25 protein-coding genes are annotated in these 26,644 nt (G+C 65.6%); 14 read left to right on the top strand and 11 right to left on the bottom strand.

All coding sequences use genetic code 11. The features are described 5' to 3' along the window. Positions 1-237: 237 nt before the first annotated feature. Both fabI and VHC04_RS02945 read left to right on the top strand, forming a co-directional pair. On the top strand, positions 238-1,071 hold the full coding sequence (gene fabI / locus VHC04_RS02950; RefSeq protein WP_413789048.1) for an enoyl-ACP reductase FabI: 834 nt from the start codon (positions 238-240) through the stop codon (positions 1,069-1,071). A 313-nt stretch (positions 1,072-1,384) separates the two neighbouring features. After that, positions 1,385-2,818 carry an NAD-dependent succinate-semialdehyde dehydrogenase gene (locus VHC04_RS02945; RefSeq protein ID WP_325677773.1) on the top strand — a complete coding sequence of 478 codons (1,434 nt, stop codon included), beginning with the start codon at positions 1,385-1,387 and terminating at the stop codon, positions 2,816-2,818. A gap of 156 nt (positions 2,819-2,974) precedes the next feature. Here the strand turns inward: VHC04_RS02945 and VHC04_RS02940 are convergent, their stop codons facing one another. Next, entirely contained in the window at positions 2,975-3,931 is a 957-nt protein-coding gene (locus tag VHC04_RS02940) for an acetyl-CoA carboxylase carboxyltransferase subunit alpha (RefSeq protein ID WP_325677771.1), read from the bottom strand. Positions 3,932-4,099: 168 nt separating this feature from the next. Between VHC04_RS02940 and VHC04_RS02935 the strand changes: the two genes are divergently transcribed. Both VHC04_RS02935 and mntR read left to right on the top strand, forming a co-directional pair. After that, complete coding sequence (locus tag VHC04_RS02935) at positions 4,100-5,404, top strand: Nramp family divalent metal transporter (protein WP_325677769.1); 1,305 nt, start codon at positions 4,100-4,102, stop codon at positions 5,402-5,404. A gap of 17 nt (positions 5,405-5,421) precedes the next feature. Then, positions 5,422-5,877, top strand: a complete 456-nt coding sequence (gene mntR / locus VHC04_RS02930) for a manganese-binding transcriptional regulator MntR (protein ID WP_325677767.1) — start codon at positions 5,422-5,424, stop codon at positions 5,875-5,877. Positions 5,878-6,004: 127 nt separating this feature from the next. On the opposite strand, the gene pheT is transcribed toward mntR, so the two are convergent. The 4 genes from pheT to rpmI all read right to left on the bottom strand — a co-directional run bounded on the left by pheT (position 6,005) and on the right by rpmI (position 10,190). Further along, positions 6,005-8,467, bottom strand: a complete 2,463-nt coding sequence (pheT, locus tag VHC04_RS02925; protein WP_325677765.1) for a phenylalanine--tRNA ligase subunit beta — start codon at positions 8,465-8,467, stop codon at positions 6,005-6,007. A 3-nt stretch (positions 8,468-8,470) separates the two neighbouring features. Continuing rightward, on the bottom strand, positions 8,471-9,538 hold the full coding sequence (gene pheS / locus VHC04_RS02920; protein ID WP_325677763.1) for a phenylalanine--tRNA ligase subunit alpha: 1,068 nt from the start codon (positions 9,536-9,538) through the stop codon (positions 8,471-8,473). Between the two features lie 79 nt (positions 9,539-9,617). Next, positions 9,618-9,974, bottom strand: a complete 357-nt coding sequence (gene rplT, locus VHC04_RS02915; protein WP_325677761.1) for a 50S ribosomal protein L20 — start codon at positions 9,972-9,974, stop codon at positions 9,618-9,620. A gap of 12 nt (positions 9,975-9,986) precedes the next feature. Then, the gene (gene rpmI, locus VHC04_RS02910; protein WP_325678255.1) at positions 9,987-10,190 is read right to left on the bottom strand and encodes a 50S ribosomal protein L35; all 204 of its coding nucleotides are present in this window, start codon (positions 10,188-10,190) and stop codon (positions 9,987-9,989) included. A 1,025-nt stretch (positions 10,191-11,215) separates the two neighbouring features. Between rpmI and VHC04_RS02905 the strand changes: the two genes are divergently transcribed. Then, a complete protein-coding gene (locus VHC04_RS02905) occupies positions 11,216-11,602 on the top strand; it encodes a MarR family winged helix-turn-helix transcriptional regulator (RefSeq protein ID WP_325677759.1) in 387 nt (128 codons plus the stop codon). A 129-nt stretch (positions 11,603-11,731) separates the two neighbouring features. Further along, positions 11,732-12,436 carry a ribonuclease activity regulator RraA gene (locus VHC04_RS02900; protein WP_325677757.1) on the top strand — a complete coding sequence of 235 codons (705 nt, stop codon included), beginning with the start codon at positions 11,732-11,734 and terminating at the stop codon, positions 12,434-12,436. Between the two features lie 184 nt (positions 12,437-12,620). Here VHC04_RS02900 and VHC04_RS02895 read toward each other — a convergent pair whose 3' ends face one another. Then, the gene (locus tag VHC04_RS02895) at positions 12,621-14,402 is read right to left on the bottom strand and encodes an aminopeptidase P family protein (RefSeq protein ID WP_325677755.1); all 1,782 of its coding nucleotides are present in this window, start codon (positions 14,400-14,402) and stop codon (positions 12,621-12,623) included. Between the two features lie 209 nt (positions 14,403-14,611). Between VHC04_RS02895 and VHC04_RS02890 the strand changes: the two genes are divergently transcribed. The 3 genes from VHC04_RS02890 (at position 14,612) to VHC04_RS02880 (ending at position 17,309) form a co-directional block, all read left to right on the top strand. After that, positions 14,612-14,920, top strand: coding sequence for a DUF1127 domain-containing protein (locus VHC04_RS02890; RefSeq protein ID WP_325677753.1), 309 nt, complete (start codon positions 14,612-14,614; stop codon positions 14,918-14,920). 498 nt (positions 14,921-15,418) lie between these two features. Then, positions 15,419-16,693, top strand: coding sequence for an MFS transporter (locus VHC04_RS02885; RefSeq protein ID WP_325677751.1), 1,275 nt, complete (start codon positions 15,419-15,421; stop codon positions 16,691-16,693). Next, complete coding sequence (locus VHC04_RS02880; protein WP_325678253.1) at positions 16,677-17,309, top strand: DUF1194 domain-containing protein; 633 nt, start codon at positions 16,677-16,679, stop codon at positions 17,307-17,309. The genes VHC04_RS02885 and VHC04_RS02880 overlap by 17 nt, the downstream gene beginning before the upstream one ends. 20 nt (positions 17,310-17,329) lie before the next feature. On the opposite strand, the gene VHC04_RS02875 is transcribed toward VHC04_RS02880, so the two are convergent. After that, positions 17,330-17,575, bottom strand: coding sequence for an acyl carrier protein (locus tag VHC04_RS02875; protein ID WP_325677749.1), 246 nt, complete (start codon positions 17,573-17,575; stop codon positions 17,330-17,332). A gap of 5 nt (positions 17,576-17,580) precedes the next feature. Next, the gene (locus VHC04_RS02870; protein WP_325677747.1) at positions 17,581-19,467 is read right to left on the bottom strand and encodes an HAD-IIIC family phosphatase; all 1,887 of its coding nucleotides are present in this window, start codon (positions 19,465-19,467) and stop codon (positions 17,581-17,583) included. Between the two features lie 502 nt (positions 19,468-19,969). On the opposite strand from VHC04_RS02870, the gene VHC04_RS02865 reads away from it, so the two are divergent. After that, on the top strand, positions 19,970-20,656 hold the full coding sequence (locus VHC04_RS02865) for a PEP-CTERM sorting domain-containing protein (RefSeq protein ID WP_325677745.1): 687 nt from the start codon (positions 19,970-19,972) through the stop codon (positions 20,654-20,656). A 366-nt stretch (positions 20,657-21,022) separates the two neighbouring features. Further along, a complete protein-coding gene (locus VHC04_RS02860; protein WP_325677743.1) occupies positions 21,023-22,153 on the top strand; it encodes a type III PLP-dependent enzyme in 1,131 nt (376 codons plus the stop codon). A gap of 264 nt (positions 22,154-22,417) precedes the next feature. Here VHC04_RS02860 and VHC04_RS02855 read toward each other — a convergent pair whose 3' ends face one another. After that, the gene (locus tag VHC04_RS02855; protein ID WP_325677741.1) at positions 22,418-23,209 is read right to left on the bottom strand and encodes a thiazole synthase; all 792 of its coding nucleotides are present in this window, start codon (positions 23,207-23,209) and stop codon (positions 22,418-22,420) included. A 3-nt stretch (positions 23,210-23,212) separates the two neighbouring features. Beyond that, on the bottom strand, positions 23,213-23,437 hold the full coding sequence (gene thiS / locus VHC04_RS02850; protein ID WP_325677739.1) for a sulfur carrier protein ThiS: 225 nt from the start codon (positions 23,435-23,437) through the stop codon (positions 23,213-23,215). A 173-nt stretch (positions 23,438-23,610) separates the two neighbouring features. Here thiS and accB point away from each other — a divergent pair, with 173 nt between their 5' ends. The 3 genes from accB to VHC04_RS02835 are packed head-to-tail and all read left to right on the top strand — an operon-like array spanning position 23,611 to position 25,995. Continuing rightward, entirely contained in the window at positions 23,611-24,078 is a 468-nt protein-coding gene (accB, locus tag VHC04_RS02845) for an acetyl-CoA carboxylase biotin carboxyl carrier protein (protein ID WP_325677737.1), read from the top strand. Positions 24,079-24,082: 4 nt separating this feature from the next. Further along, a complete protein-coding gene (accC, locus tag VHC04_RS02840) occupies positions 24,083-25,423 on the top strand; it encodes an acetyl-CoA carboxylase biotin carboxylase subunit (RefSeq protein WP_325677735.1) in 1,341 nt (446 codons plus the stop codon). 50 nt (positions 25,424-25,473) lie between these two features. Next, the gene (locus VHC04_RS02835; protein ID WP_325677733.1) at positions 25,474-25,995 is read left to right on the top strand and encodes a cupin domain-containing protein; all 522 of its coding nucleotides are present in this window, start codon (positions 25,474-25,476) and stop codon (positions 25,993-25,995) included. A gap of 63 nt (positions 25,996-26,058) precedes the next feature. Here VHC04_RS02835 and VHC04_RS02830 read toward each other — a convergent pair whose 3' ends face one another. Beyond that, positions 26,059-26,541, bottom strand: coding sequence for a DUF6362 family protein (locus VHC04_RS02830; protein ID WP_325677731.1), 483 nt, complete (start codon positions 26,539-26,541; stop codon positions 26,059-26,061). Positions 26,542-26,644 lie beyond the last annotated feature (103 nt).

The following is a 26,644-nucleotide window of genomic DNA, read 5'->3' as shown; positions in this document are numbered from 1 at the left end:
CCTTGTGCTGGGTAATCCACTACAACCATGGGTTTCTAGGCAATGCAAACCATTCTCAACTAGTTGTTGCCAATAGCTGTCGCCGCCCACGGCGGCACGCCGCATGGCGATGAGGGCCTGCCTGTCTTCGAACGATCAAATGCGCCGGCGCAGGAACCAGTCGACAGCCGCAGGTGAAATGCGGCTTTCTGTTCGCCGGCGCCCATCCCCGGCGCCGATGTGAGGAGGCGACCCACCATGCCGGATCCAAGCGGCGCACCTGGCATCGATCAGCTTCCCAAGGTCTGGGATCCCGACGGCCGGATCGGTGACATGCTGCGCGGCCGGCGCGGGCTCGTGGTTGGCATCGCCAACCAGGACAGCATCGCCTATGGCTGTGCCGTGAAGCTCCGAGCCTTCGGCGCCGAAGTCGCGGTGACCTATCTCAATGACAAGGCCGAACGCTTCGTCCGTCCGCTCGCCGAACAACTCGCTGCCAGCATGATCCTGCCGCTCGATGTCGAAGAGCCTGGTCAGCTGGAGGCGGTGTTCGACCGGATTCGGACCGAATGGGGCTCGCTGGACTTCGTCGTGCACTCCATCGCCTTCGCGCCGCGGGCCGATCTGCATGGCCGCGTGGTCGACTGTTCCAAGGATGGCTTCCTTCAGGCAATGGCCGTTTCCTGCCATTCCTTCATTGCCATGGCTCGCCTGGCCGAACCGCTGATGACAGATGGCGGCACATTGCTGACCATGAGCTATTACGGTGCCGACAAGGTGGTGAACAACTACAATATGATGGGCCCGGTGAAGGCGGCGCTGGAAGCCACCACCCGCTATCTCGCCGTGGAGCTTGGTCCGAAAGCCATCCGTGTCTACGCGGTTTCGCCCGGGCCGTTGCGCACCAGGGCGGCCAGCGGCATCGCCGCCTTCGATGAGCTGATCGACGCGGCCATGAAACGGGCGCCGGCCCAGCGCCTGGTGGATATCGCGGAGGTCGGGCGCGTGGTGGCGTTCCTGGTCAGCGGGGCGGCCAGCGGCATGACCGGCGACACGATCTATGTCGATGCCGGCCTGCATGTCGTGGCGTAACGACCCGGGCCGGGTCCGCGCGCGTCGGCGGTTCTTGCGAACTCGGGTTCAGACCCTATGTCGCTGGCCGACGGCCGGAGGTGGCGCGACGGGCGGCGCCTGCGGTCCGTTTGCGGCAACCGGCGGTCCGTGTGCCGAGCCGGCACAGGTTCGCGGGACGGCGAAACGGCGCTTGAGGCGCGCGCCCGGCGTCGGGATCTTAAACTGGACTTTGAAAGTCCTCTTTGACCCTTGTGTAACCAGGGACGCTATGCGCATACAGCGACAGCGATCCCCCACGGCGCTTCCACGTGAGACGCAAAGGAAACCACCAATGTACCCAGACGTATCGCTCTTCATCGATGGTGCGTGGACCGCAGCCACCGGCGGCCGCACCATCGCCATCGTGAACCCCGCCACCGGGGAGCCGATCGGCAAGGTCGCGCATGCGGATCGTTCAGACCTGGATCGCGCGCTGGAGGCGGCCGAGCGTGGCTTCCGGCAGTGGCGGAAGGTCTCGGCCTTCGATCGTTCCAAGGTCATGCGCAAGGCGGCGAATATCCTGCGGGAGCGGGCGGACGCCATCGCGCCGCTGCTGACGATGGAGCAGGGCAAGCCGCTGCCCGAGGCCAAGGGCGAAGTGCTGGCCGGCGCCGATGTCATCGACTGGTTCGCCGAGGAAGCGCGTCGTGCTTATGGCCGCGTCATCCCGGCGCGCGCCGAGGGCGTGTACCAGCTGGTGATCAAGGAGCCGGTGGGCCCCGTCGCCGCGTTCACGCCGTGGAACTTCCCGATCAACCAGGTGGTGCGCAAGCTGTCGGCGGCACTGGCGGCCGGCTGCTCCATCATCGTCAAGGCGCCGGAGGAGACTCCGGCCTCCCCCGCCGAATTGATCCGGGCCTTCGCGGATGCGGGCGTGCCGGCTGGCGTGATGAACCTGGTCTACGGCGTGCCAGCCGAGATTTCGGAGTATCTGATCCCGCACCCGATCATCCGGAAGATGTCCTTCACCGGCTCGACCGCGGTCGGCAAGCAGCTTGCCGCGATTGCCGGGGCTCATATGAAGCGTGTGACGATGGAACTGGGCGGCCATGCACCGGCCATCGTATTCGATGACGCCGATGTGGATCTGGCGTCCCGGCTGCTCGCGGCGTCGAAGTTCCGCAACGCCGGCCAGGTCTGTGTCTCCCCGACCCGCTTCCTCGTGCAGGAAAAGGTGTATGATCAGTTCGTCGAGGGCTTCGTTGCCAACGCCAGGAAGGTGAAGGTCGGCGACGGGCTGAAGTCCGACACGACGATGGGACCGCTGGCCAACACGCGCCGGATCACCGCGATGGAGACCTTCATCGGCGACGCGACTCAGAAAGGCGCGAAGATCCAGACCGGCGGCAACCGGATCGGCAACAAGGGTAATTTCTTCGAGCCGACCGTGCTGACCGACGTCCCGATGGATGCGCGCGTGATGCATGAGGAGCCGTTTGGTCCGTTGGCCGTCGTTTCCCGCTTCAGCGGCATGGACGACGTGGTGGCCGAGGCCAACCGCCTGCCATATGGCCTGGCCTCCTACGCCTTCACCCGCTCCGCCAAGACCGCGAACATGATCGCCACCGAGGTCGAGGCCGGCATGATGACGCTGAACCATATCGGCCTGGCGTTGCCGGAAGTTCCGTTCGGCGGCGTGAAGGATTCGGGCTACGGGTCCGAGGGCGGCTCCGAGGCAATCGAGGCCTATCTGAACACGAAGTTCGTCACGCAGGCGGGCATCTGAGAAGGGCTGCGGCGGCTCCCGCCGCCGCCTTTCAACACGTCGGTGGCGGCACGCGCCGCCGCCCTTCGATACCCCGGGGCGGCACGCGCCGCCGCTCTTCGATACCCCGGGGCGGCGCCCGCCGCCCCTTTGGCCGGCTCAAAAATTCCCGCTCGATCAGGTGATCGCGTCGCGGCCCATGGCGAGGAACTTCTCGCGCCGGCGGTTGCGCAGCATTGCGGCATCCTGGCCGTCCAGGCTGGCCAGCGCACCCTGAACCGCCTCGTTCACCGCCTTCAACGTGGCGTTCTTGTCGCGCTGCGCCCCGCCCAGCGGTTCGGGGATGATCTGATCCACCAGTTTCAGCTTCAGCAGATCCTCCGCAGTCAGCTTCAGCGCCTCGGCCGCCGCCGGCGCCTGGGCGGCGTCGCGCCACAGGATCGAGGCGCAGCCTTCGGGTGAGATCACTGAATAGATCGCATTCTCCAGCATCAGAATGCGATCGGCGGTGGCCAGCGCGATCGCGCCGCCCGACCCGCCTTCCCCGATGATCGTGGCGACGACCGGCACCGGGGCCTCCAGGCATGCCTCGATCGAGCGGGCAATCGCCTCGGCCTGGCCGCGTGCCTCGGCATCGATGCCGGGGAAGGCGCCGGAGGTATCCACGAAGGTGAGGATCGGCATGGTGAAACGCCCGGCCAGCTCCATCAGGCGCCGCGCCTTGCGGTAGCCCTCGGGCCGCGCCATGCCGAAATTGTGTCGTACGCGGCTTTCCGTGTCCGATCCCTTCTCGGTCCCCAGTACGACGACCGGGCGGCCGTGGAAGCGGCCCAGGCCACCCAGCACCGCCGCGTCGTCGGCAAAGGCACGGTCGCCGGCGAGCGGGGCGAAGTCCGTGATCAGTCCGGTGATGTAGTCGGACGCCTTCGGCCGGTCCGGGTGGCGGGCGACCTGGGTTTTCTGCCAGGGCGTGAGCTTGCCGTAGAGCGTGCGGAGCTGCTTGTCCGCCACCGCGGTCAGGCGCGCGATCTCATCGTTGATGTTCAGACCGTCCGGCTCCGACATCCGCCGAAGCTCCTCGATCTTGCCCTCAAGCTCGGCGATCGGTTTTTCGAAGTCGAGGAAATGTCGCATGGGGGGCGCTGTCTACCATACTCCGCGCGGCTGAGAAGTCTCGCGGCGCACTTGAAAGCGCGCGGTCATCCCACAAACTCCTGGACTCGGAATGTAGCCTTGGCTACATCTTCCGCACCGAGGTGGATTGTATGGCAACATCTGTATCTCGTAGCGCAGGATATCCGCATGAGTGAGGCGATCGTCTCACTGTCGTCCCGCACGGAACGGATGGCGCGTATGTCGCTGGCTGGCCGGGTGCACGGTCTGCGGGCCATCTTTCCGTTTTTCGGCCCGGCGGTGGTCGCCTCCATCGCGTACATGGATCCCGGCAACTTCGCGACGAATATCCAGGCGGGGGCCCGCTACGGCTACATGCTGCTATGGGTCGTCCTGGTGGCGAACGTCGTCGCCATGTTCTTCCAGTCGCTGTCGGCCCGCATCGGCATCGTGACGGGCCAGAGCCTGGCCAGCCTGTGCCGGGCGCATTTCCCGCGGCCGGTCGTCCTGGCGATGTGGGTCGCCAGCGAGATCGCGGCGGTCGCCACCGACGTGGCGGAGACCATTGGCGCCGCCATCGGCATCAGCCTGCTGCTGGGCGTCTCGCTGATGACAGGATTGCTGACGACATTTGTCGTCACCTGGGGGCTGCTGATGGTGCAGTCGCGCGGTTTCCGTCCGATCGAGCTGATCATCACCGGCTTCATCGGCGTGATCGGCCTCAGCTATCTGATCGAGCTGGTGATCGCGCCACCGGCCTGGGGTGCCGTGGCCTTCCATACGGTGGTGCCGCAACTGACGGACGCTGACAGCGTGCTGCTGGCCGTGGGCATCGTCGGCGCCACCGTCATGCCCCATGTCATCTACCTGCACTCGGCGTTGATGCCCGGGCGGGTGACAGCCAACGGCGAGGCGGAGAAGCGCCGCCTGCTGCGCTTCTCCAATATCGAGGTCGTCGTCGCCCTGGGCATCGCCGGGCTGATCAACATGGCCATGGTCATCATGGCCGCGACGATGTTCCACAAGGGATATTCCCAGGTAGGCGAGATCGAAACCGCCTATCACACGCTGATCCCGCTATTCGGGGGCGTGGCCGCCGGTGCCTTCATGGCCTCGCTGCTGGCCTCCGGCATCTCCAGCTCCGTCGTGGGGACGATGGCCGGGCAGACCATCATGCAGGACTTCGTCCACGTGCGTATTCCCGTCAGTGTGCGCCGCCTGGTCACGATGTTGCCGGCGATCGTGGTGGTGGGGATCGGCGTGGCGCCGACCGAGGCGCTGGTGATCAGCCAGGTGGTGCTCAGCCTGGTGCTGCCGGTGCCGATGATCTCCCTGCTGATGCTCGTCGGCCGCCCCTCGCTGATGGGGTCCTTTGCGATCAGGCCGGGAACGCGGGCTGTCGCCATCGCGGCGACGGCGGTCGTGTTGGGGCTGAACGCAATTCTGCTCTTGCAAACCTTCGGCGTTTCGCCCGACCTGTTCACCGGTAACTGACCGATGATGTTGGGGACATGGCGAGCATCCCGAGTCGGCCGGCCGTGCACGGGGCACTGCCGGCCGAACCGACCCAGGCCAGCCGATTCGGCAAGGCGCGTTCGGCACAGTCCAGCGCATTGCTGGAGGACTATGTCGAGCTGATCTCCGACCTGCTGAATGACGGGGGTGAGGCACGGCCAACCGACATTGCCCGCCGCCTGGGCGTCGCACATGCCACGGCGATCAAGACGATCGGGCGGCTGAAGCGGGAAGGGCTCGCGGTCGCCAAACCCTATCGCGGCGTGTTTCTGACCGAGGCCGGAGAAACCCTGGCCGCCCGCGTGCGTGCCCGCCACCGCGTGGTGGTCGACCTGCTGCTGGCGGTGGGCGTGCCCCTGGAAGCCGCGGAAGCGGATGCCGAGGGGATCGAGCACCACGTTTCGGACGTGACGTTGGCGGCCTTTGCCACATTCCTGAAGCGAGGCGGGTGACCGGATCGGCTGTCGGCGCCATGGCCGGCACAGGCCTGCCACTCAAGTCCCGCCACCGGTCATTCCGGTTGGGAACGGTGCTTTTCGGCGGCCGGGGATGGCGGCCCGCTCCCCGGCCCCTCCTGTCCTATCGCAGCAACGCCCCCGTCGCCTTCGCCACCGCCGCGACGACTTTCTGACAGGCCGTCTCGATCTCGGCGTCTGTCAGCGTGCGTTCGCGTGGCTGGAAGGTGACCTCGATGCCCAGCGACTTTTTGCCCGCCGCCATCTGGTCGCCCTCGTAGACGTCGAACAGCGCCACCGCCGTGATGAGTGCCCGGTCGGCCCCTTTGGCGGCGCGGACGAGATTGTCCGCGGGCACGGCGGCATCGACCACGAACGCGAAGTCGCGCCGCACCGGCTGGAAGGCCGGCAGATCCGGCGCGCCCTTCCTGCGGCGCTTGGGATCGGCCACGGCATCCAGGTTCAGCTCGAACGCCACCATCGGGGCGGGCAGGTCGAGGGTTGCCAGCAGCCGGGGATGCAGCTCTCCGAACCAGCCCAGCACCAGCTTCGGGCCCTGGCGGACCGTCGCGGAACGGCCGGGATGCAGGAAGGGCGGGGCATCCGCGCTGATCTGCAGGGCATCCAGCGGCACGCCGACCGCGGTCAGCACCGCCCAGAAATCGGCCTTGGCATCCATGGCATCGACAGGCCGCGTCGGAGCCAGCCAGTTGCGCGGCGTCGCCCCCGCCCGGAGGCCGGCCGCGACCAGCTTCTGCCCGTCTGGTGCATCCTCGGCGAAGGCCGGCCCGATCTCGAACAGCGCCACGTCACCGTAGCCGCGTGCCGCGTTTCGCCGCGCGGACAGGGCGAGCGTCGCCACCGGCGTCGGGCGCAACTGATCCAGGTCGGCGGCGATCGGGTTCAGCAGCCGCAGCGACTCCGGTGCGGTGCCGAACCGGGCTGCCTCATCGCGCGCCATGAAGCTGAACGTCACGCACTCCAGCAGGCCGGCCGCGGCCAGGGTGCGCCGCGCCAGGGCGGAGCGCTGCTGGCGCGGGGTCAGCGTCGCCGGCGGCACCGGGCCGGCGCGCGGCAGCGACACCGGCGGCACGGCATCGAGCCCGCGCAACCGCAGCACCTCCTCGATCAGATCGTTCTCACTCTCGACCGCCGCACAGCCCTCGGCGGCCTTCGCCGCTTTCGCCGGGTCAAGCGATGGGGACTGGTCCAGCAGGATTCTGGCGGCGACGTCGTTGCGCCAGGACGGGACCGCGACCGTGATCGCCTCGGCGGTGCGCCGGCGGGGCAGGAAACCCAGGCGCTCCAGTGACGCGGCGGCCTCGTCCGGGGGGATGTCGGAGCCGCCGAATGTCCGGACGCGGTCGAAGCGCATCGTCGCCTCGCGTTGCCAGGCCGGTTCGGCACCGGCGGCGGTGACAGCGCCCGGTTCGCCGCCGCACAATTCCTGAATCAGTGCTGTCGCCGCCTCGATCGCCGCCGGCATCAGCGCCGGGTCCAGCCCGCGCTCGAAGCGCTGGCGGGCATCGGACACGATCTGGTGCCGGCGTCCGGTGAGCGCGATGCGCACCGGGTCGAACAAGGCGCATTCGATGAAAACGGTGGTGGTGGCTTCGTCGCAGCCGGTCGCTTCGCCGCCGATCACGCCGGCGATCGACTGCACACCCGCGGCATCGCAGATCGCGCAATCCTCGGCATCCAGCACGTAGTCCTTGCCATTCAACGCCCGCAGCGTTTCGCCCGCCCCGCGTCGCAGGGTCAGCACGTCGCCCGTCAGCCTGGCGACGTCAAAAACATGCAACGGACGGCCGAGGTCGAAGGTGAAGAAGTTGGTGACATCGACCAGCGCGTTGATCGGCCGCAGCCCGATCGAGGTCAGCCGGTCCTGCAGCCATTTCGGGCTGGGCGAGTTCTTCACGCCACGGATGGTGCGGCCGAGAATCCAGGGGCAGGCCTCGGGAAAGTCGATTCGCCATGTCGGGCCGCCGTCGAAGCGCGGCGGGATGACCTCGGCCGCGAGCGGCTTCAGCGTGCCGATCCCGGCGGCGGCAAGGTCGCGCGCGATGCCGCGGACGGAAAAGCAGTCGCCGCGATTCGGCGTGACGCTGACCTCGATCACCGGATCGTCCAGGCCGGACCAGGCCGTGTAAGGCTGGCCGACGGGGGCGGACTCGGGCAGTTCGACGATCCCGCTATGATCATCGCCCAGCCCCATTTCCTTCGACGACAGCAGCATCCCGGCGCTCTGCACGCCGCGGATCTCGCCGATCTTCAAGGTCATTCCGGTGCCGGGGATGAAGCTGCCGGGCGGGGCAAACACACCCTTCATGCCGCTGCGCGCGTTCGGCGCGCCACAGACGACGGAGACGATGCCGCTGCCGGTGTCAACCTTGCAGGCCCGCAACCGGTCCGCGTTGGGGTGCGGCAAGGCCTCGATCACGTGGGCGACGACAAAGGGGGCCAGCGCGGCTCCGCGATCCTCGACACCTTCCAGTTCCAGGCCGATCTGGGTCAGCGTGTCGGTGATGCGTTCCAGCGGCGCATCGGTGTCGAGATGCGTCTTGAGCCAGGAAAGGGTGAATTTCATCGCTCAGACGCCCTCATGCAGCATGGTCGGCGCCAGCGGGTTGAAACCGTAATGGCGCAGCCAGCGCAGGTCGGATTCATAGAAGGGCCGCAGGTCGGCCATGCCGTGTTTCAGCATGGTGATGCGTTCGACGCCCATGCCCCAGGCGAAGCCCTGCCACTCGCGCGGGTCGATGCCGCAATTGGCCAGCACGCGCGGATGCACCATGCCGCTGCCCAGGATCTCCAGCCAGTCGCCGCCGCCGCCCAGTTCGCCGGTGCGGCGGTTCCAGCCGATATCCACCTCCATCGAGGGTTCGGTGAACGGGAAATACGACGCTCTGAACCGTACCGGCAGGTCGGAGATGGCGAAGAAGGTACGCAGGAAGTCGATCAGTGTGCCCTTCAGGTGGCCGAGGGTGAGGTTGCGGTCGATGATCAGGCCTTCGCACTGGTGGAACATGGGCGAGTGCGTGGCGTCATGATCGGCGCGGTAGGTGCGGCCGGTGACGATGACGCGGATCGGCGGTTCCTGCGACAGCATGGTGCGGATCTGGCCGGGCGACGTGTGTGTGCGCAGCACGGGTGGCGCGCCGCCGTCGCGAGCCGGCAGGTAGAATGTGTCGTGGTCGGCGCGGGCCGGGTGGTGCGGCGGGATGTTCAGCGCGCCGAAGTTGAACCAGTCGGATTCGACATCGGGTCCATCGACGACAGTGCAGCCCATGGCGCCGAAAATCGCCGCGATCTCCTCCATGGTGCGGGAGATCGGGTGGATCAGCCCGGTTGCCCTCGGCCGGGGCGGCAAGGTCAGGTCCATCCGTTCCGCCGCCACCCGCGCATCCAAAGCGGCGGTTTCCAGTTCGCCCTTGCGGGCCTCGATGGCGGCTGTCAGGACTTCCTTCAGCCGGTTGAGCGCGGCGCCGCGCTCGCGCTTCTGCTCCGCCGGTACCTTGCCCAGGTCCTTCAGCATGCCGGTCAGGCTGCCGTTGCGGCCTAGCACGGCGATCCGGACGGCATCCCAGGCGCGCAGATCGGCCGCGGCGGCCAGGGCGGCGTCGGTCTCTTGCTTCAGCGCTTCCAGATCGTCGTTCATGGCATCTCGCATACGGAAAAGGCCGCCCTGGTGAGGCGGCCCTTCGTTTAGGTCCGGCCGGAGCCGGTGTTAAGACCCATCAGCCGAGGGCGGCCTGCACCTTCCGGACGATGGCATCAAACGATTGCGGATCGTCGTAGGCGATCGCGGCCAGAATCTTACGGTCCATCTCGATCCCCGCCTTCTTCAGACCGTCGATGAAGCGGCTGTAGGTCAGCCCGTGCTCCCGCACCGCGGCGTTGATGCGCTGAATCCACAGGCCACGAAATTCCCGCTTCTTCACCCGGCGGTCGCGATAGGCGTATTGCAGCGACTTCTCTAGCCGCTCCCGCGCCGCGCGATAGGTGGTGGATGTGCGGCCGTAGAAGCCTTCGGACTGCTTCAGGACCTTCTTGTGACGGGCGTGGGTGGTGGTGCCCCGCTTGACGCGTGCCATGCTGTGTCCTCCTTAACCCAGGCCGTAGGGGGCCCACTGCTTGACGGTCAGGCCGTCCGCGTGGGTCAGGGTCTGGCTGCCGCGGTTCTGCCGCTTCGCCTTCTGGCTGCGCGCGCTCAGGCAATGGCGCTTCTTGCCGGGGCCGGCGAGGACCTTGCCGGTCGCGGTGATCTTGAACCGCTTCTTGACCGACGACTTGGTCTTCATCTTGGGCATTTGGATCTCCTTCTCCATGGTGCTGGGCCAGCTGCCATGTCCGGCGGATGCCGTATCCGGCGCAGGCCAGCGGTCGCGGCCGGGCATGCCCTTCCAGGCCCGGCGCGCAAACGAGGGCGGGGCTATAGCGGCCTCCGCCGGCGGACGCAAGCGCCGTCCTTTGCTTGAAAGGGCGACGGCCTTCAGACGGGACCCCGGCGGACGGGCGTTCTGGCGGAAAAGGCCTTTGTCGGAAGGGCCCCCGGGAATGGCCTCGGGAATGGCCGCCGCTTCCCGGCCGGGCGGGGCCGACAAGCCGCCGGATAGGCGCCGGGGTTGGAGACGGTCGCGGAACCGCACCAGCCCGCGTCGGCAAACCCGTCCCCTGACGGACAATACCCTGACAGACAATACAGGGCAGACATGAATCACCCTCTGCAGAATCATCCTCTACATACGTCCTGCCGATCCGCGCACCGCCCGGAAGCGGAGCCTGGCCGAAACGGCAGGGCGTGGCCGGGTGTCTGACCCCAAAGGGGAAATTAGCATTAGAAGCCCCTGGCGCAGAGGGTGGAACTGGTGAATACTGTTATCCAATATCCCTTCCGGCCTTTGGCGGCGAGCACGGGGCCGCGCAGGCGGCCGGTTGCGCCGATGCAACCGCCCAAGAAACAACATGCGATCGGACACCTGTCGCGGCAGGTCTTGGCGGCTCGTGTATTATACTTCCTTGCGCCGGGCCTGGCTCGGGAACAGCCTGCTGTGTCGGCAAGGTCCTAGTTCCGCGCATGGCACACCGAAAATATGCAAAATTGCCAAGGCTCGCAGGCCGGTGCAGTCATTTCGATATCCGGGCATAGGGGCCGCGTTGTCGATTCGCACCCTATTGTTGGATTGAAATATCGACGGCATACTTGGTCACGAGAATCGGATAGTCTCAAGTGAAAGAGTCGACAATGTCGGGAAATGGCGCTCACGGCGAGTTTCACCTGGAAGCATTTGTGCCGTACCGGCTTATGGTTGCGTCGGAGAATGTCAGCAGGATCATGGCGCGCCACTTCCTGGATGCGGTGGGCCTGGGCATGCCGGAATGGCGCCTGCTGGCTGCCGTAGGCAAGGCCGGCGTCCTGTCACCAACCGTCGCGGGCGAGCAGACATCCATGGACAAGGTCAAGGTGAGCCGAGCCGCGGCAAGCCTGGTCGCCCGAGGTTTGCTGAAGCAGTCGCAAGACCCCAGCGATGGCCGTGGACGGCTGCTGCGACTGACCCGCAAGGGCGCGACCGTCTATGCCAGCCTGCCGGCGATGGCGGAACAGATGGACCATACGCTGACGGCGGGACTGTCGGCGACGGACTGGACCAATCTGCAGAAGATCCTGCTGAAACTGATCGATCACTCAAAGAAAGTCCTGATCGCCGACGCCGCGGACTGATCCCGAGGGGCGGACGCGCGGTCAAGGCCCGGTCCATCGCCTTCCGATGCACCACCGTCCGATGCACCGTCTTCTGCGCCATGCGATCCCGTGTTATGGCCCTGGTCGCCGGACAGGAGGTCCTGTGTCATGACCGTCGAAGCCGATCTTCGTAACCAACTATTACGTATTTCGACTGCAACGATTACCACGGTGCTGCTGAAGAAGGGGCTGCGTAACGTCTGGATGCGTGGCACCCGGCCGATCCGCGCCGGTCAGCCGAAAATCGTCGGCAGGGCCTTCACCTTGCGGTTCGTGCCTGCGCGGGAGGACTTGGCGACGCCGGAATCCTGGTCATCCCCGATCTCCACGCGGGCGGCGATCGAAGCGATGCCGGACGGGTGCGTGGCAGTGGTGGACGCCATGGGGGTCACGGATGCCGGCATATTCGGCGACATCCTGTGCGCCCGGATGGCAAAGCGCGGCGTGGCGGCGCTGGTGACCGATGGCGTCGTGCGCGACATGGCCGGCGTGCTGGGCACGGGATTGCCAGTCTGGTGCCAGGGCGCCGCGGCGCCCGCATCGGTTACAGGATTGACTTTTATCAACTGGCAAGAGCCGATTGGTTGCGGTGGCGTTGCGGTGTTCCCGGACGACATCGTGGTCGTGGATGATGATGGCGCCGTCCTGATCCCGCAGAAGCTGGTCGCTGATGTGGCCGCGGCCGCCAGTGAACAGGAACGGTTGGAGGAGTGGATCATGAGTGAGGTCGATGGCGGCGCTTCGCTGCCCGGCCTGTACCCGCCCAACGCCGATAATCTGGCGCGATACAGGGAATGGGCGAAGACCCGTTGAGGCCGGTTGCCTGAGGCCTGGGACCGGCGGCGGAAGGCGGTGCCTGGTGCTCTTGAACCGGAGAGCGGCCGGAGCATGACAGGGTCGACCTGACCCTCTCAGGCTCCGGCCGCCGCACACGTCAAGCAGGGCGGCTGATCCTGCAGGACCTGCCCATATGAGCCTGCCGATGCCGGGTTGAGCGTTACGCCATGCTGCCGATAGGGGCACAGGCCCGAGCCAGCCAGCCTCGTTCCGCATCCCCAAGATGCGGGCCGACGGTTTCCAATACCCGTGAATGGTAGTCATTGAGCCAGCGCAGCTCGGCCGCGGTCATCAGCGACGGCATCAGCAGCCGCGTGTCGAACGGCGCCAGGGTCAGGGTTTCGAAACACAGGAAAGGCTTGTTCGCGTCCTTGAACTCCATGGGGCGCGTCAGCAGCAGATTTTCCAATCTTATTCCGTAATGATGTGGTCGATAGTAGCCAGGTTCATTGGACAGGATCATCCCGGTGGCGATCGGCACCGGCCGCGCCAGGCGGGAGATGCTGACCGGCCCTTCATGCACCGACAGATAGCTGCCCACGCCGTGGCCCGTCCCGTGATCGTAATCCAGGCCGCATGCCCATAGCGCGCGGCGCGCGAAGGCGTCGATATGGGCGCCGCCGATCCCTTGCGGAAATACCGCGGTCGCGATGGCGATATGTCCCTGCAGGACGCGTGTGACCTGCTCCCGCAGCGCCGCCGGCGGCGTGTCGGGGCCGGTCCAGATCGTGCGGGTGATATCCGTCGTGCCATCCGGATACTGGGCGCCGGAATCGATCAGGTAGACCTCGTTCGGCCGGATCGCCCGATCGGACTTCTCGGTCACGCGGTAATGGATGATCGCGCCGTGCTCGCCGGCGCCGGAAATCGCCGGGAAGCTTTCGCCGCGGAAGCCCTCGACCTGTTCGCGAAACGCCAGCAGCCGAGCCGCCGCCGACATCTCGGTTTCCCCGCCCGCAGGTCCCGCCGCGTCCAGCCAGTGCAGGAAACGGCATACGGCGACCGCGTCGCGGGCATGGGCGTCGCGTGCGCCCTGCTGCTCGACCTCATTCTTGCGGGCCTTCGGGATCAGGCATGGGTCCGGGTCGCCGACGACCTTGGCGCCGGCGGCGGTGAGGCGCTGAGCGAACCAGACCGGCGAACCGGACGGATCCACCCGCACCGTCATGCCATGCAGCCGGTCAAGCGCCGGTCCCAGCGCATCGCGCCCGGACACCGACACGGTGTTGCCCAGCCATGCCCGTGTCTCGGCCGACAGCTTTGCGGGATCGATGAACAACTCGGTCCCGCCATCCGCATGGACGATCCCGAAGCTCAACGGGAACGGCGTGAACGGTACGTCGCCGCCGCGGATATTCAGCAGCCATGCGATCGACGCGGGGTCGGTCAGCACCGCCGCGTCCTGCTTGGCGGCGGACAGCACCGCGGCAATGTCGGCCCGCTTCTCATCGGCCGATCGGCCGGCATGAAGCAGCGGATGCGGCACAGCGGGGGCGGTGGGCGGAGCCGGGCGGTGTGTCCAGACCGAATCGATCGGGTTCGTGTCCACCGGCACCATGGTCAGGTTGAGTTCCGTATAGCGCGCCAGGCCATCGGCGCTGATCAGCAGCGGGTCGTAGCCGATGCGAGCCCCCTGCGGTGCGTGTTCGGCCAGCCAACGCGGCGGCGGCTGCTCGATGACATGCAGACGTTCCCACAGGGAGCCATCCGTCTGGTCTGCCAGCTGCAGAACGTAACGCCCGTCGGTGAACACCGCGGCCCGGTCGGGCAGGATCACCGCCATCCCGGCACTGCCGGTGAACCCGGTTAACCATGCCAGGCGTTCCGCCGACGCGGGGACGTATTCTCCCAGGTGTTCATCGCTGCGCGGGACGATGAAGCCGTCGAGGCCCCGTCCGGCAAGTTCCTGGCGCAGGGCGGTGAGCGGAGGGGTGTGGGTCATGGGCTAATCCGGTTGGGCTGATCCGATAGGTGGGGCGGCGCGGGCAGGGGCGGGGACAAGCGTCTTCGCATGCGCAGCATGCATGGCTGTTTGTTCAAATTCCCACTTAAATTAGAGGAATTCAGGGCTATGTTGCAGTGCGTCATAACCCGGAGACGCCCCGCCACTGTGACGTCGCGTTGGTCTCGGGTTTTGTATGGATATTCGTCATGGCCGCACAGACTGCTCATCAGAACTTCAACTTTCAGCTCCCCAGCTTGAGCTATATCGACGCCAAGTGGGAAGAGCCTGCCCTGCAGGCCCCGGTCCAGGCGCGCGGCGTTACCCGGAAGTCCGGCCTGCTGGCGCGTCTCGGCGCACGATACCAGGCCTGGCGCCGGAATCAGCAGATGATGGCCGAGTTCGCCTCGATGTCCGACTATGATCTGGCCGATATCGGTCTCAGCCGCTCGGATATGTATCGCGTGTTTGATCCCGCGCTGAATCAGGACCTTCAGCAGCGCGGCAAGGCGGTCTGACCGGGCTGGCCACGTCCATCAAGGCCGGCGGCCTTGCCGGCCTTGATGTGCCGGCCTTGATGTGATGGAAATGCCGCAGCTGGACGACCGGGGGCGCCGGTCGGACGGCGCCCGGACGTCTTGCGCGCACGCCTTAACGGAAGAAGCCGAGCTCCAGGGTCGATACCAGGCCTGGGAGCGACCGCCATTCGATCAGCAGCCAGTAAACTGCCAGCAGCAGCAGAATCCACAGTAACGGAAGCAGGAAACTCCTGCCTGTTGAAGATGACTTCCGCGCCGCCATGAAAAACCTCCAGCCGCCCTGGGGCGCCTTTGGGGTTTGCATGGTTGTCCATGCGGGGCGCCGTCTGATGACATTTCGTCTCGGATTAAGGCAATTTTTTAGAAGCTACGCATTTCTGAACGCCAGACGGCAGATACCTGCTTCCCGTCCGCCGCATAGGTGCGGCGTCAGATTGCACGCCATACTCCGGCACCTCGTCGACACAGGACATGCCCGTGAGTGAAAACGTCGCCAATCAGCCCGTCGGAGGTATGGCCACGGCTGTGCCACTGACGGCATCCCTGGTCAACGCGCCGACATTAAAGCCTGCCAGCGATTCCAGCACGACCCTGGCCATCCTGGTGTCGCTCAGCGTGTGCCATTTGCTGAACGACATGAACCAGTCGCTGGTGCCGGCGATGTATCCGATCCTCAAGGACTCCTATGGGTTGGACTTCGGGCAGATCGGGCTGATTACGCTGGCGTTCCAGCTGACCGCCTCGCTCCTGCAACCGGTGGTGGGGATGGTGACCGACAAGCGGCCGCAACCTTTCTCATTGCCGATTGCCATGGGCAGCTCTCTCGCCGGCCTGCTGCTGCTGTCGGTGGCCAACAGCTACGGCCTGATCCTGCTCGCCGCCGCGCTGGTCGGCATCGGCTCCTCGGTGTTCCATCCGGAATCCTCACGCATTGCTCGGCTGGCATCGGGTGGACGCTATGGCTTCGCGCAATCGCTGTTCCAGCTGGGTGGCTCAACGGGATCGTCGATCGGACCGCTGCTGGCGGCATTCATCGTGGTGCCGCGCGGGCAGGGCAGCGTGGCCTGGTTCTCGGCCGCGGCACTGCTGGCAATCCTGATCCTCGCCAATGTCAGCCTCTGGTATTCGCGTCATCCGGCGATGGCGGCGCGGCGTGGCAAGCGCGCGGCGGTGGCGATCGCGCCCTCGCCCTTCAAGCGATCGACCGTCATCTTCGCGTTCACGATCCTGCTGGTCCTGCTGTTCTCCAAGAACGTCTACACGGCCAGCCTCAGTTCCTATTTCACATTCTACCTGATCCAGAAGTTCGGTGTGTCGGTGCAAAGCGCGCAGCTGCACCTGTTCGCCTTTTTGGCCGCCGTCGCGGCCGGTACTTTCTTCGGCGGCCCGATTGGCGACCGCGTCGGCCGCAAGCCGGTGATCTGGTTCTCGATTCTGGGGGCGTTCCCCTTCGCCCTGATGCTGCCTTACGCCAGCCTGATGTGGACGGGTGTGCTCAGCGTCACCATCGGCTTCATCCTGGCCTCCGCCTTCTCGGCCATCGTCGTCTACGCGCAGGAGCTGATGCCCGGGCGCGTCGGCATGGTGGCGGGGATGGTGTTCGGCTTCTCCTTCGGGTTGGGCGGCCTGGGTGCCGCGGCGTTGGGACAGATCGCGGACATGACCAGCATCGAGACAGTCTATAAGGTCTGTTCCTTCCTGCCGCTGATCGGCCTGCTGACCGCATTGCTGCCGAATATCGAGAAGCGGTGAGGCAGCCACGGCCGACAGAGTCGATCTTGCCCTGGTGCTGGCGGTGGACGGGTCCGCCAGCGTCACCTACGAGGAATTCGGGCTGATCGCCGGAGGCATGGCGGCGGCGCTGCGCGACCCGACGGTTGTTCAAGGCCTGGTCGGCGGCAGCCTGTTGTCGTTGCTGCTCTGGTCGGGCGCCGGTGCCCAGGAGGTGATCACGCCCTGGACCGTCGTCCGGACGGCCGAGGCCCTGCATGCGTTCGCCGACGAGGTGGAGAACATGCCGCGCCTCGTCAGGGCCGGCTCCACTGCAATCGGCGAGGCACTGCTGGCTGCCTTGACCCTGCTGTCTCATATGCCCGTCACGGCCAAGCGCAGCGTGGTGGACGTGGTGGGTGACGGGCGGTCGAACGACGGCGTGGAGCCTGGTCCGATCCGTGATCGGATGGCCTCGGCCGGGATCACCATCAACGGCCTGTGCATCCTGCATGAGGAGCCGGACCTGGTCACTTCCTACACCGACAGCGTCATCGGTGGTCCGGGCGCGTTCGTGGTCACCTGCCGGACCTACGCCGATTTCACCGAGGCGATGCGCCAGAAGCTGACGCGGGAGGTCAATGGCCCGATCGTGTAGGGTGGCGGAGCCGCCTGGCTTCAGGCGGTCTTGGTGGCGATTAGTCCCGCCAGATCGCCGACGCAGCGCAGGCTGTCGAGTTCACGGGTGTTGAACTTGATGCCCCATTTCTCCTCGCTCGCCATGATGATCTCGATCTGCTTGAAACTGTCCCAGCCCTGGACCTGCTTGGCTGACAGGTCGGGAGTCAGGACCAGGTCGTCACGCATGAAGATGTCATGAAAAATGCCTGTCAATGCGGCATAGATGTCCGCTTCGCTCGCCATTCTAATCAGCCCTCAACGACGTGAATGAAGGTCTCGGCGGGCGTGAAGCCCGCGAGGTCGAGAATGTTCCGGCTGCCCCCGGACGGGTCGTTTTCCATCACGGTGAAGCCCAGCCTGGCGTAGTGATCCTTCACCATGCCGTTCTTTCTGGTGGGGATGTATTCGCCGACCAGCCGTCGCGCGCCCAGTCGGCCGGCTTCCTGTGCAATCAGGTTCAGCGTCGTGGGTTCGACCTGGCGGCCCAGCACGCGGCAACTCATGAGCCAGGTATCGATCAGCAGATCCTTATCCGGCTGCAGACGGCCGATGACGATGGCGATGATGCCGTTGTCGCCGAACCGGTCGGTCAGGCGCAGTTGCAGGCCGAACGCGTCCGGGTCGGCCATCACGGCAATCACGTCCTCTTCCGTGTAACGGCGTGTCGTCAGGTTGAACTGGTTCGACTTGTTGATCAGCTGAGTGATGCGCTGCAGCCCGATCCTGTCGAAGCGCTTCCAGATCAACTGCATCTCCAGCCCGCGCAGATAGGCCGGCAGGTCGGTGACCGAGGCTTTCAGCGCCTCCCGTGCCTTGTTGCCCTGATATTGCGCGGTGCGTTCGCGATCCTCATCGGTGATCGCCAGCCCCTCGAAATATCCGGCATCCGCCAATGCGATCGGGTAGCTGGTCGGGTCGTCCGAAACCTCGGGCACCGCGACCATCGGCAGTTCCTGCCGCACCAGGTTCCGCTCGAACGGGTTGTCGTCGATGAACACCAGGGAATCGATGCCGATATTGAGCTCCGCCGCGATCGCGCGAACATTGTCCGCCTTGTTGGACCAGTTGGCGACAAAGCTGGCGATATCGCCGCGCTTCAGGACCATGTCCGGATGCTTTTCGAACGGTTCCAGCGCGTTGGCCTCATCGTTCTTGGAGCAGACGGCCAGGATGACGCCGCGGCGGCCGAGTTCGCGGGCATAGTCCTGAAAAGCTACGTAGGCCTCACCCAACGGGCTGCCCTGGCCTAGCGCGATCCCTTCCAGCCCATCGTCGCCGATCACGCCGCCCCACAGCGTGTTGTCCAGGTCCATGACCAGGCATTTGAAGGAGCGACCCTGCTTTGCCGCCAGCCAGCGCCCGATCAGGTCGCCGTACATCGGTCCCGCAGTGGGCGAAACCTCCTGCTTCGACCGATGCCACAGCGCCGCGTCGTGCCACTTCGTGAGCCCGTCGCGCGCTGCACGCTCATCCAGCGCCAGCACGTCAACGCCTTCCTCCTCCGCCATCGCTCGGATGGCCTGATTCAGCCGTGTGACGAAATGGGCCTTGGAGCCTGGCAGACGATGTTCGTTGTTGCCCAGGACCGGCAGATGCACGGGCAGCACCGCCTGCTGGATGATCGGGCAGCGAAACGCGTCCCGCGCCAGACGCCAGGTTTCGCGGATGTGATCGGCCATTTCGGCCAGCGCGGCATCGGCGCTGCCGCGATCCATGGCGGCGGTGATGCCGCCGGTCAGATGATAAGCGTCCAGTGCCAGTAGAATGGCGGTCGGCTTGAAGTCATGCAGGGCCGAATCGGAATCCGACAGCTCCTGCAGATATTGACCGTAGTCATTTTCGTAGGTGTCGATCCAAAGTCCACGACGCAGGCCGCCGACGCGGATCGCCGGCAGTAAATGAGCCAGGGTGGAGGAGCCGAGGACCGCCAGCCGCACCTTCTTCGTCGGCAGCGTGTCCGGGCCGTGAGGCAGGGTGCGTCGCACGGTTTCGTCCAGCGCGTTGGTCAGGACGAAGTTGAGGCGTGCATTGGCCAGCCCGACCGCCTTGTCCCAGGCGGTGTCGGGGTCCGCGGGGATGGCCTTCACTGCCTGTCGCCATTCCGGATGTGATGGCAGCCAATGCAGTTCCGTCACGGGGCCTCCGTTGTGCAATGCACACGAGATCTTCAGTGCCGCGCACAGCAGATCGCCGTTGTGCAGCGCGGCACCGGTTTACCATCCCGCCAGCGCCGGGAGCAACGGCCGTGACATGTCTGGATGTGATCTGCAGGAGCGTCCAAAAAACACATTGTTGAATAAAAATATAATGCTTTTCCCAATGGAGCTGCCTCCTCCCCCGACCATGTCCTCTGACAAATAAGTGTCATCCTGTTCCAAGAGATACATTCCACAACAAGACTCAAATCTCATTTTATGAGCCATTTTGGCGGCTTTATCGCGCCCTGTCGGGACGATTATTGCCAATCATTGCTACAGCCACCACCTTAAGGCGAATAGAAAGTGTCGGGATTTTTTACATTCATGTGGCAGAATGAAATATTAGAAAAGCTAATAGACTGATCCAAAATGATTTTATCTTTTGGCATGAAATCTGCGTGGGCATACAGCCACAAGTTGATTGAAGGGTGCCCGCTTGATGAAGAAGCTTTTCGCGGCGACTGCGCTGATGGGCGTGTTGGCTGCGCCCTATGCCCAGGCCGCCATCATTTTTGATTCCATCAGCGGGACGAACGCCGTGTCCGCGGATGGCACCATCGACGGCGCCACGACGGTTGGCCAGTCATTCTATCTGCCCGACCCGACGAGCGGCCTGCCCTCCCGCGTCACGCTGGCCCTGGGCTATGACGGCGTCACGACCCCTGGCGGGTCGATCATGATCTATCTCGCACCGGATGACGGCTCGGGCGGCGCGACCGGCACTGCCGGTGCCCCCGACCTCAGCAAGGAGATCTCGCTCGGTTCGGTCGCCGTCTCCAGCCTCAGCACCACCTCGCCGAACCTGGTCAGCCTGGCGATCGATTTCGCCACCGCGGCGACCATCCTCAATGAGACCTCCGGTAACGAGTACTGGATCGTTGCCGCCATCGGTGACGGCGGTGGCCTCTGGTACTGGGACGACGGCAATCCGGCGGGGGCCGGCGTGACCAATCAGGCCTATCTGCTCGACTTTAACGGCGCCGCCGGCATCTATGAACTGGCCGGCGGCATCTCCCCCGGCCCATACCTGGCCGCGGTCGAGACGCCGGAGCCGGTTTCGATGGCGCTTCTGGGTGTCGGCATGGCCGGTCTGGGACTTGCCCGCGGCCGGCGCCGGAAGGCCTGATTACGTCCGGTCTACCGGCTGTTTCCCCGTAACGCCGCCTGGATCATCCAGGTGGCGTTTCGTGTGCAAAAGCACGCCCGCATACCCAACGCGCGTCCCGACGCGTACTGGACCTTCAGCCCAGCCGGTAACCCTTTGGCCCGGCCCGGACAAAAATTCCCGCCGGGACGACTTTGCTATTGCACCCACCCCGGGGCGGTCTTATGTGCGTCCCCCTACGCAGCAACGCACGTGCCTCTGGCCCTCTGTGGTTACGCAACGACGTCAAGCGTTCTGGCAATCGTTTGGTCGCTGGTTCGTTCGACCGTTTCGTTAACTCCGCTCATCGCCTGAACAGGTGAGCGTCAGAATGGGAGGCCCGGCGCGATGACCCCGAAAATCGCCCGTTTCCTGTCGCAGCAACAGCCGGCGACGCCGTGCCTGGTGTTGGATGTCGACCGCGTGGAAGCCAATTTCCACGCATTGCGGCGGTCGCTGCCGCTGGCTCGCATATATTATGCGGTGAAGGCCAATCCCGCGCCGCAGGTGCTGGAGCGCCTTGTCGGCCTGTCCAGCTTCTTCGACGCCGCCAGCATGGAGGAAATCGAGCTGTGCCTGGCCGCCGGCGCACCGCCCGAGTCCATCAGCTTCGGCAACACGATCAAGAAGGTCTCCGCCATCCGCCAGGCGCACGCGGCGGGTGTGCCGATGTTCGCCTTCGATTCCCGGGAAGAGTTGGAAAAACTGGCCAGGCACGCACCCGGCGCGCGCGTCTATTGCCGCATCCTGGTCGAGAACGACGGAGCGGACTGGCCGTTGTCGCGGAAGTTCGGCACCACGATCGACAATGCCCGCGATCTGATGCTGGCTGCGGCCGGCATGGGTCTGGACCCGTACGGCCTGTCATTCCACGTCGGCAGCCAGCAGACCACGACCAAAGCCTATGAGGTCGCGATCGCCAAGGTCGCCATGCTGTTCACCGACCTGACCGAGGCCGGGGTGAATCTGCGCATGATGAACCTGGGCGGCGGATTCCCGACCCGCTACCGCGATGACGTGCCCGAAATCGACCGCTTCAGCGACGCGATCATGCGCACCATGACGGCGCATTTCGGCAATGCCCTGCCCGAGATGGTGGTGGAGCCCGGGCGTTTCATCGTTGCCGATGCCGGGCTCGTCTGCGCCGAGGTCGTACTCGTCAGTCAGCGGAATCCTCACGACCCGGTCCGCTGGGTGTATCTGGACATTGGCCGTTTCGGCGGCCTGGCCGAGACCGAGGGCGAGGCCATCAAGTATCGCATCGCCACGTCGCACGACGGCGGTGCGATGGGGCCGGTGGCGATCGCCGGGCCAACCTGCGACGGTGCCGACATTCTGTATGAAAAGTCGAACTATCGCCTGCCACTGGCCCTGACATCCGGGGACCGCGTGGAATTGTTGTCGACCGGCGCTTATGTCACCACCTACGCCAGCACGCGCTTCAACGGTTTCGCACCGCTGGCGGAACATTACATCTGATATGAACCGGCTTTGACGCCGGCTCGTCAGGGCCGTCGGGTCCATTGCGATCGGTGATGAAAAACCGTGCCCGCCATTGTCGGAAACGGTCGGCGTGAACGGCGATTAAGGCGCGATCGCCTGAAACCGGCGGTCGGAAGATGTAAATCGCGCTCCTGAATCAAAGAGCTGATAAAGCATGCGCGCGGCGGGCCGGTCGGTCAGGCGGACATGAAACCGGCCGGCGATCGTTTCGCCGGCCGGGGCCACGTAACCGGGGTCGCGTCAGCGGATCAGGCCCGTCAATGGGCTGGACGGATCGGCACCCATCCGGCGCGGCATGCGCCCGGCAAGATAGGCAAGGCGTCCCGCCTCGACTGCCAGCTTCATCGCCTTGGCCATGCGGATCGGATCCTTGGCGTGCGCAATGGCCGAGTTCAGCAATACGGCGGTGCAGCCCAGCTCCATCGCGATCGCGGCGTCGGACGCGGTGCCCACGCCGGCATCGACCAGGAACGGCACCGTCACCTGCTCCATCATCATGCTGATCATCGCCGGATTCTGGATGCCCAGCCCGGACCCGATCGGCGCGCCCAATGGCATGATGGCGACGCAACCCATTTCCTGCAGCCGTTTCGCCGCCAGCGGGTCATCGGCGCAATAGACCATCACCTCGAACCCGTCCTTGATCAGCGCCTCCGCCGCCTCGAACGTGCCCTGCATGTCGGGGTACAGCAGTGGCGGCGGACCCAGCACCTCCAGCTTGACCAGGTTCCAGCCCCCCGCCTCGCGTGCCAGGCGCAGCGTGCGCACCGCGTCCTTCGCCGTGAAGCAACCGGCGGTGTTCGGAAGATAGGTGTATTTCTTTTGATCGACGTAGTCCTGCAGCATCGGTGCGCCGGGGTCCGAGAGGTTCACGCGCCGCACCGCGACGGTGACGATCTCCGCTCCGCTGGCCTCGATCGCGCGCCCGGTTTCCTCCAGATCCTTGTAGCGGCCGGTCCCGACGATCAGGCGGGAGCGGAAGGTGCGCCCGGCCACCGTCCAGGTGTCGTCCGCCGCGATAGATCCGTCCATGTCTCAGCCTCCTCCGATGAAATGCACGATTTCCAGGGAGTCGCCGCTGACAAGCCAGGTTTCACGATAGCGAGAGCGGGGGACGATCTCCTCGTTCCGTTCGACGGCGACCTTCCGGGCGTCGAGACCCAGGGTGACGAGAAGGCCGGCGACCGACAGGGGACCGTCGGCTGGCCCCTGAAAGACCCGGCTCTCTCCATTCAGCGTCAGGGTTACGGAACTGTGCATGACACGAGTATGGGGCGCGGTGCGGCGGCTCGCAATGTCGGCGCCCGTGGCAAGCACGGCGCCGCAACATGGACCGGGGGCACCTGCTGTGCTACGCGCGGCGGCGAACCGTGGTGGCACGCCGTCCGATACGGCGTTGTCGTTCCGAGGGCCGATCTTCTGGAGGAATGCCGTTGACCCGTATCCCGATTGATCCCGATGCGATTCGGGCACTGGCCGCCGTGCTGACCGAGACCGGCCTGACCGAGATCGAGATCGCCGAGAAGGACAGCCGCATCAAGGTCGTGCGCGGCGGTGCGGCGGGCGCGACCGTGATCGCGGCCGCCGCACCCGCGCCATCCGCGGGCTCGGCGGTTGCTTCCAGCGCCGCCTCCTCGAGCGCCGGTGTCCCCGATATGGCGGCGCATCCCGGCGCGGTGACCAGCCCGATGGTGGGCGTGGCGTATCTGCTGCCGGAACCCGGCGCCGCCCCGTTCGTCACCGTCGGGCAGACCGTTGCCGCCGGCCAGACGCTGCTGCTGATCGAGGCGATGAAGACCTTCAATCAGATCAAGGCTCCCAAGGCGGGTACCGTAGCCGCGGTCCTGGTGCAGAACGGCTCGCCCGTGGAATACGGCGAAGTGCTGATGATCCTGGAATAAGCCATTGTTCCAGAAGATCCTGATCGCCAATCGCGGTGAGATCGCCCTGCGCATCCAGCGCGCCTGCCGCGAACTGGGCATCGCCACGGTGGCGGTGCACTCGACCGCGGATTCCGAGGCCATGCATGTGCGCCTTGCCGATGAAAGCGTCTGCATCGGTCCGCCGGCGGCAAAGGACAGCTATCTGAACATACCTGCCATTCTCTCCGCGGCCTCCATCACCGGTGCAGAGGCCATTCATCCCGGCTACGGCTTCCTGTCGGAGAATGCGCGGTTCGCCGAAATGGTCGAGGCGCATGGCATGACCTTCATCGGGCCATCCTCCGGCCATATCGGCATGATGGGCGACAAGATCGCCGCGAAGGAGGCGATGGCATCGCTGGGCGTGCCACTGGTGCCGGGTTCGGACGGCGCGGTAGCGGATCTGGCGGAGGCCCGGAAAGTTGCAAGCCGGATCGGCTATCCGGTGCTGATCAAGGCGGCGGCGGGTGGCGGCGGGCGCGGCATGAAGGTGGCGCGAGAGGCCGGCGAGCTGGAGGAGGCGTTCCAGACCGCGCGCGCCGAAGCCAGGGCGGCGTTCGGCAATGACGCGGTCTATATCGAGAAATTCCTCGACAGGCCGCGGCATATCGAGCTGCAGATTCTCGCCGACAACCATGGCGAGGTGGTACATTTCGGTGAGCGCGATTGCAGCCTGCAACGACGGCACCAGAAGCTGTTGGAGGAGGCGGGTTCGCCCGCCATCTCCGCAACGGACCGCGCCAGGCTGGGTGAAACCGCGACCACCGCGCTGCGCAAACTGGGCTACCGCAACGCCGGGACGCTGGAATTCCTCTACCAGGACGGGCAGTTCGCATTCATAGAAATGAATACGCGGCTGCAGGTCGAGCATCCGGTGACCGAAATGGTCTGCGGGATCGATCTGGTGCGGGAACAAATCCGCCTGGCCGCCGGTGCCGCGCTGGGCTACGGGCAGCGGGATATCACCTTCTCCGGTCATGCGATCGAATGCCGCATCACCGCGGAAGATCCGAAAACCTTCACGCCGACACCTGGCCGCGTGACCGCCTATCACGCGCCAGGCGGACTGGGTGTGCGGATCGATTCGGCGCTGTACGCCGGCTATTTCGTGCCGCCATATTATGACAGTATGGTCGCCAAGCTGATCGTCCACGCACCGACCCGGGAGGAGGCGATCAATCGCCTGCGCCGGGCGCTGGAGGAGTTTGTCGTCGTCGGCATCCAGACCACGATTCCGCTACACCAGAAGATCGTCGACGACCCCGGTTTCCAGTCCGGCGACTACACGATCCATTGGCTGGAACATTTCGTCGCCGGCCAGTGATCGGCGAGCCAGATCGGCAAGCCAGTGATCGGCACAAGGGAACTGACATCATGAGCCACTCTCACGACCATCAGCACGATCATGACCATCATCACGACGCCCCGCCGGCTCCTGGCACGGTCGACTGGCGGCTGAACGGCGTGCGGGTGATCAAGGGTGATCAGCTGGACACCAACACCGCACAGACCCCCGGGATGAACCGAGCTGCCGCCATCAACAAGGCTCGGGTGGGTGCGCAGAAGATCTGGGCCGGCACCGTCCATATCCATGCCAATGCCAAGACCGGCGCGCATCACCACGGCGCACTGGAAAGCGTGATCTATGTCGTGCGCGGCAAGGCGCGGATGCGTTGGGGCGAAAAGCTGGAATTCGTCGCCGAGGCCGAGGCGGGCGACTTCATCTTCGTTCCCCCCTATGTTCCGCACCAGGAGATCAATGCCAGCACCGAGGAGACGCTTGAGTGCGTCCTGGTGCGCAGCGACAACGAAGCCGTCGTCGTGAACCTGGACATCGAACCGGTCGAGAAGCCCGAGGAAGTGCTTTGGGTCGACCCGATCCACAAGGCACCATAACGGTCACCGACATAACGGCCATCGACCGGATCGGGACCTCAAGCGCCCGATCGGGACGCGCCGTCAGTCCGCGTGCAACCCATCCAGGATGAATGCGATGCCCTGGGCATGCCAGCGCTGCACTGCCTTGTGGTCGGCGCCCAGCGCCTTGCCCAGCCGGCGCCACGGATACAGGTGGCGATCGGTCAGCGGGTTCACCAGGCTGCGGGCGCCGACGACGCGGCGCAGCACATAGCGGTCGATCGGGATCAGGCTCAGCCAGCTCATTGCCTCGTCCATGCGGTCGATCTTGTCGGCGGACGGCACCGGTGGGCGGATGCGCGCGTCGCTCCAGCCATAGGCCTCCAGGGCGGTGCGGACGATCTCCAGGGATGAGGTCCGCAGCCGCGTGCTGTAGCCGCCGGACGGCAGGGCGAGCAGCGTCGCACCGGCTTCCTCCAGCCGATAGATGATGAAGTCGGCGTCGATGCCGTAGCCGTTGGTGGCCACGGGCCGCATCGGCGGCTGCGACGTCAGGGCAATCGGCGGTTTAGCGCGAGGAGCCATGGCAACGGGTCCTTCCGGTCGAAATCGTGGTCGCCCTGCGGGCGGGTGAAGAGAGGGCGCGCCTGGCGACCTGGGATGAGGAGGCGATGACAGCCGCCCTGGG

The sequence above is a fragment of the Rhodopila sp. genome, from assembly GCF_035548095.1.
Lineage (GTDB): Bacteria > Pseudomonadota > Alphaproteobacteria > Acetobacterales > Acetobacteraceae > Rhodopila.
This window is presented reverse-complemented; position numbering and strand designations above follow the sequence as displayed.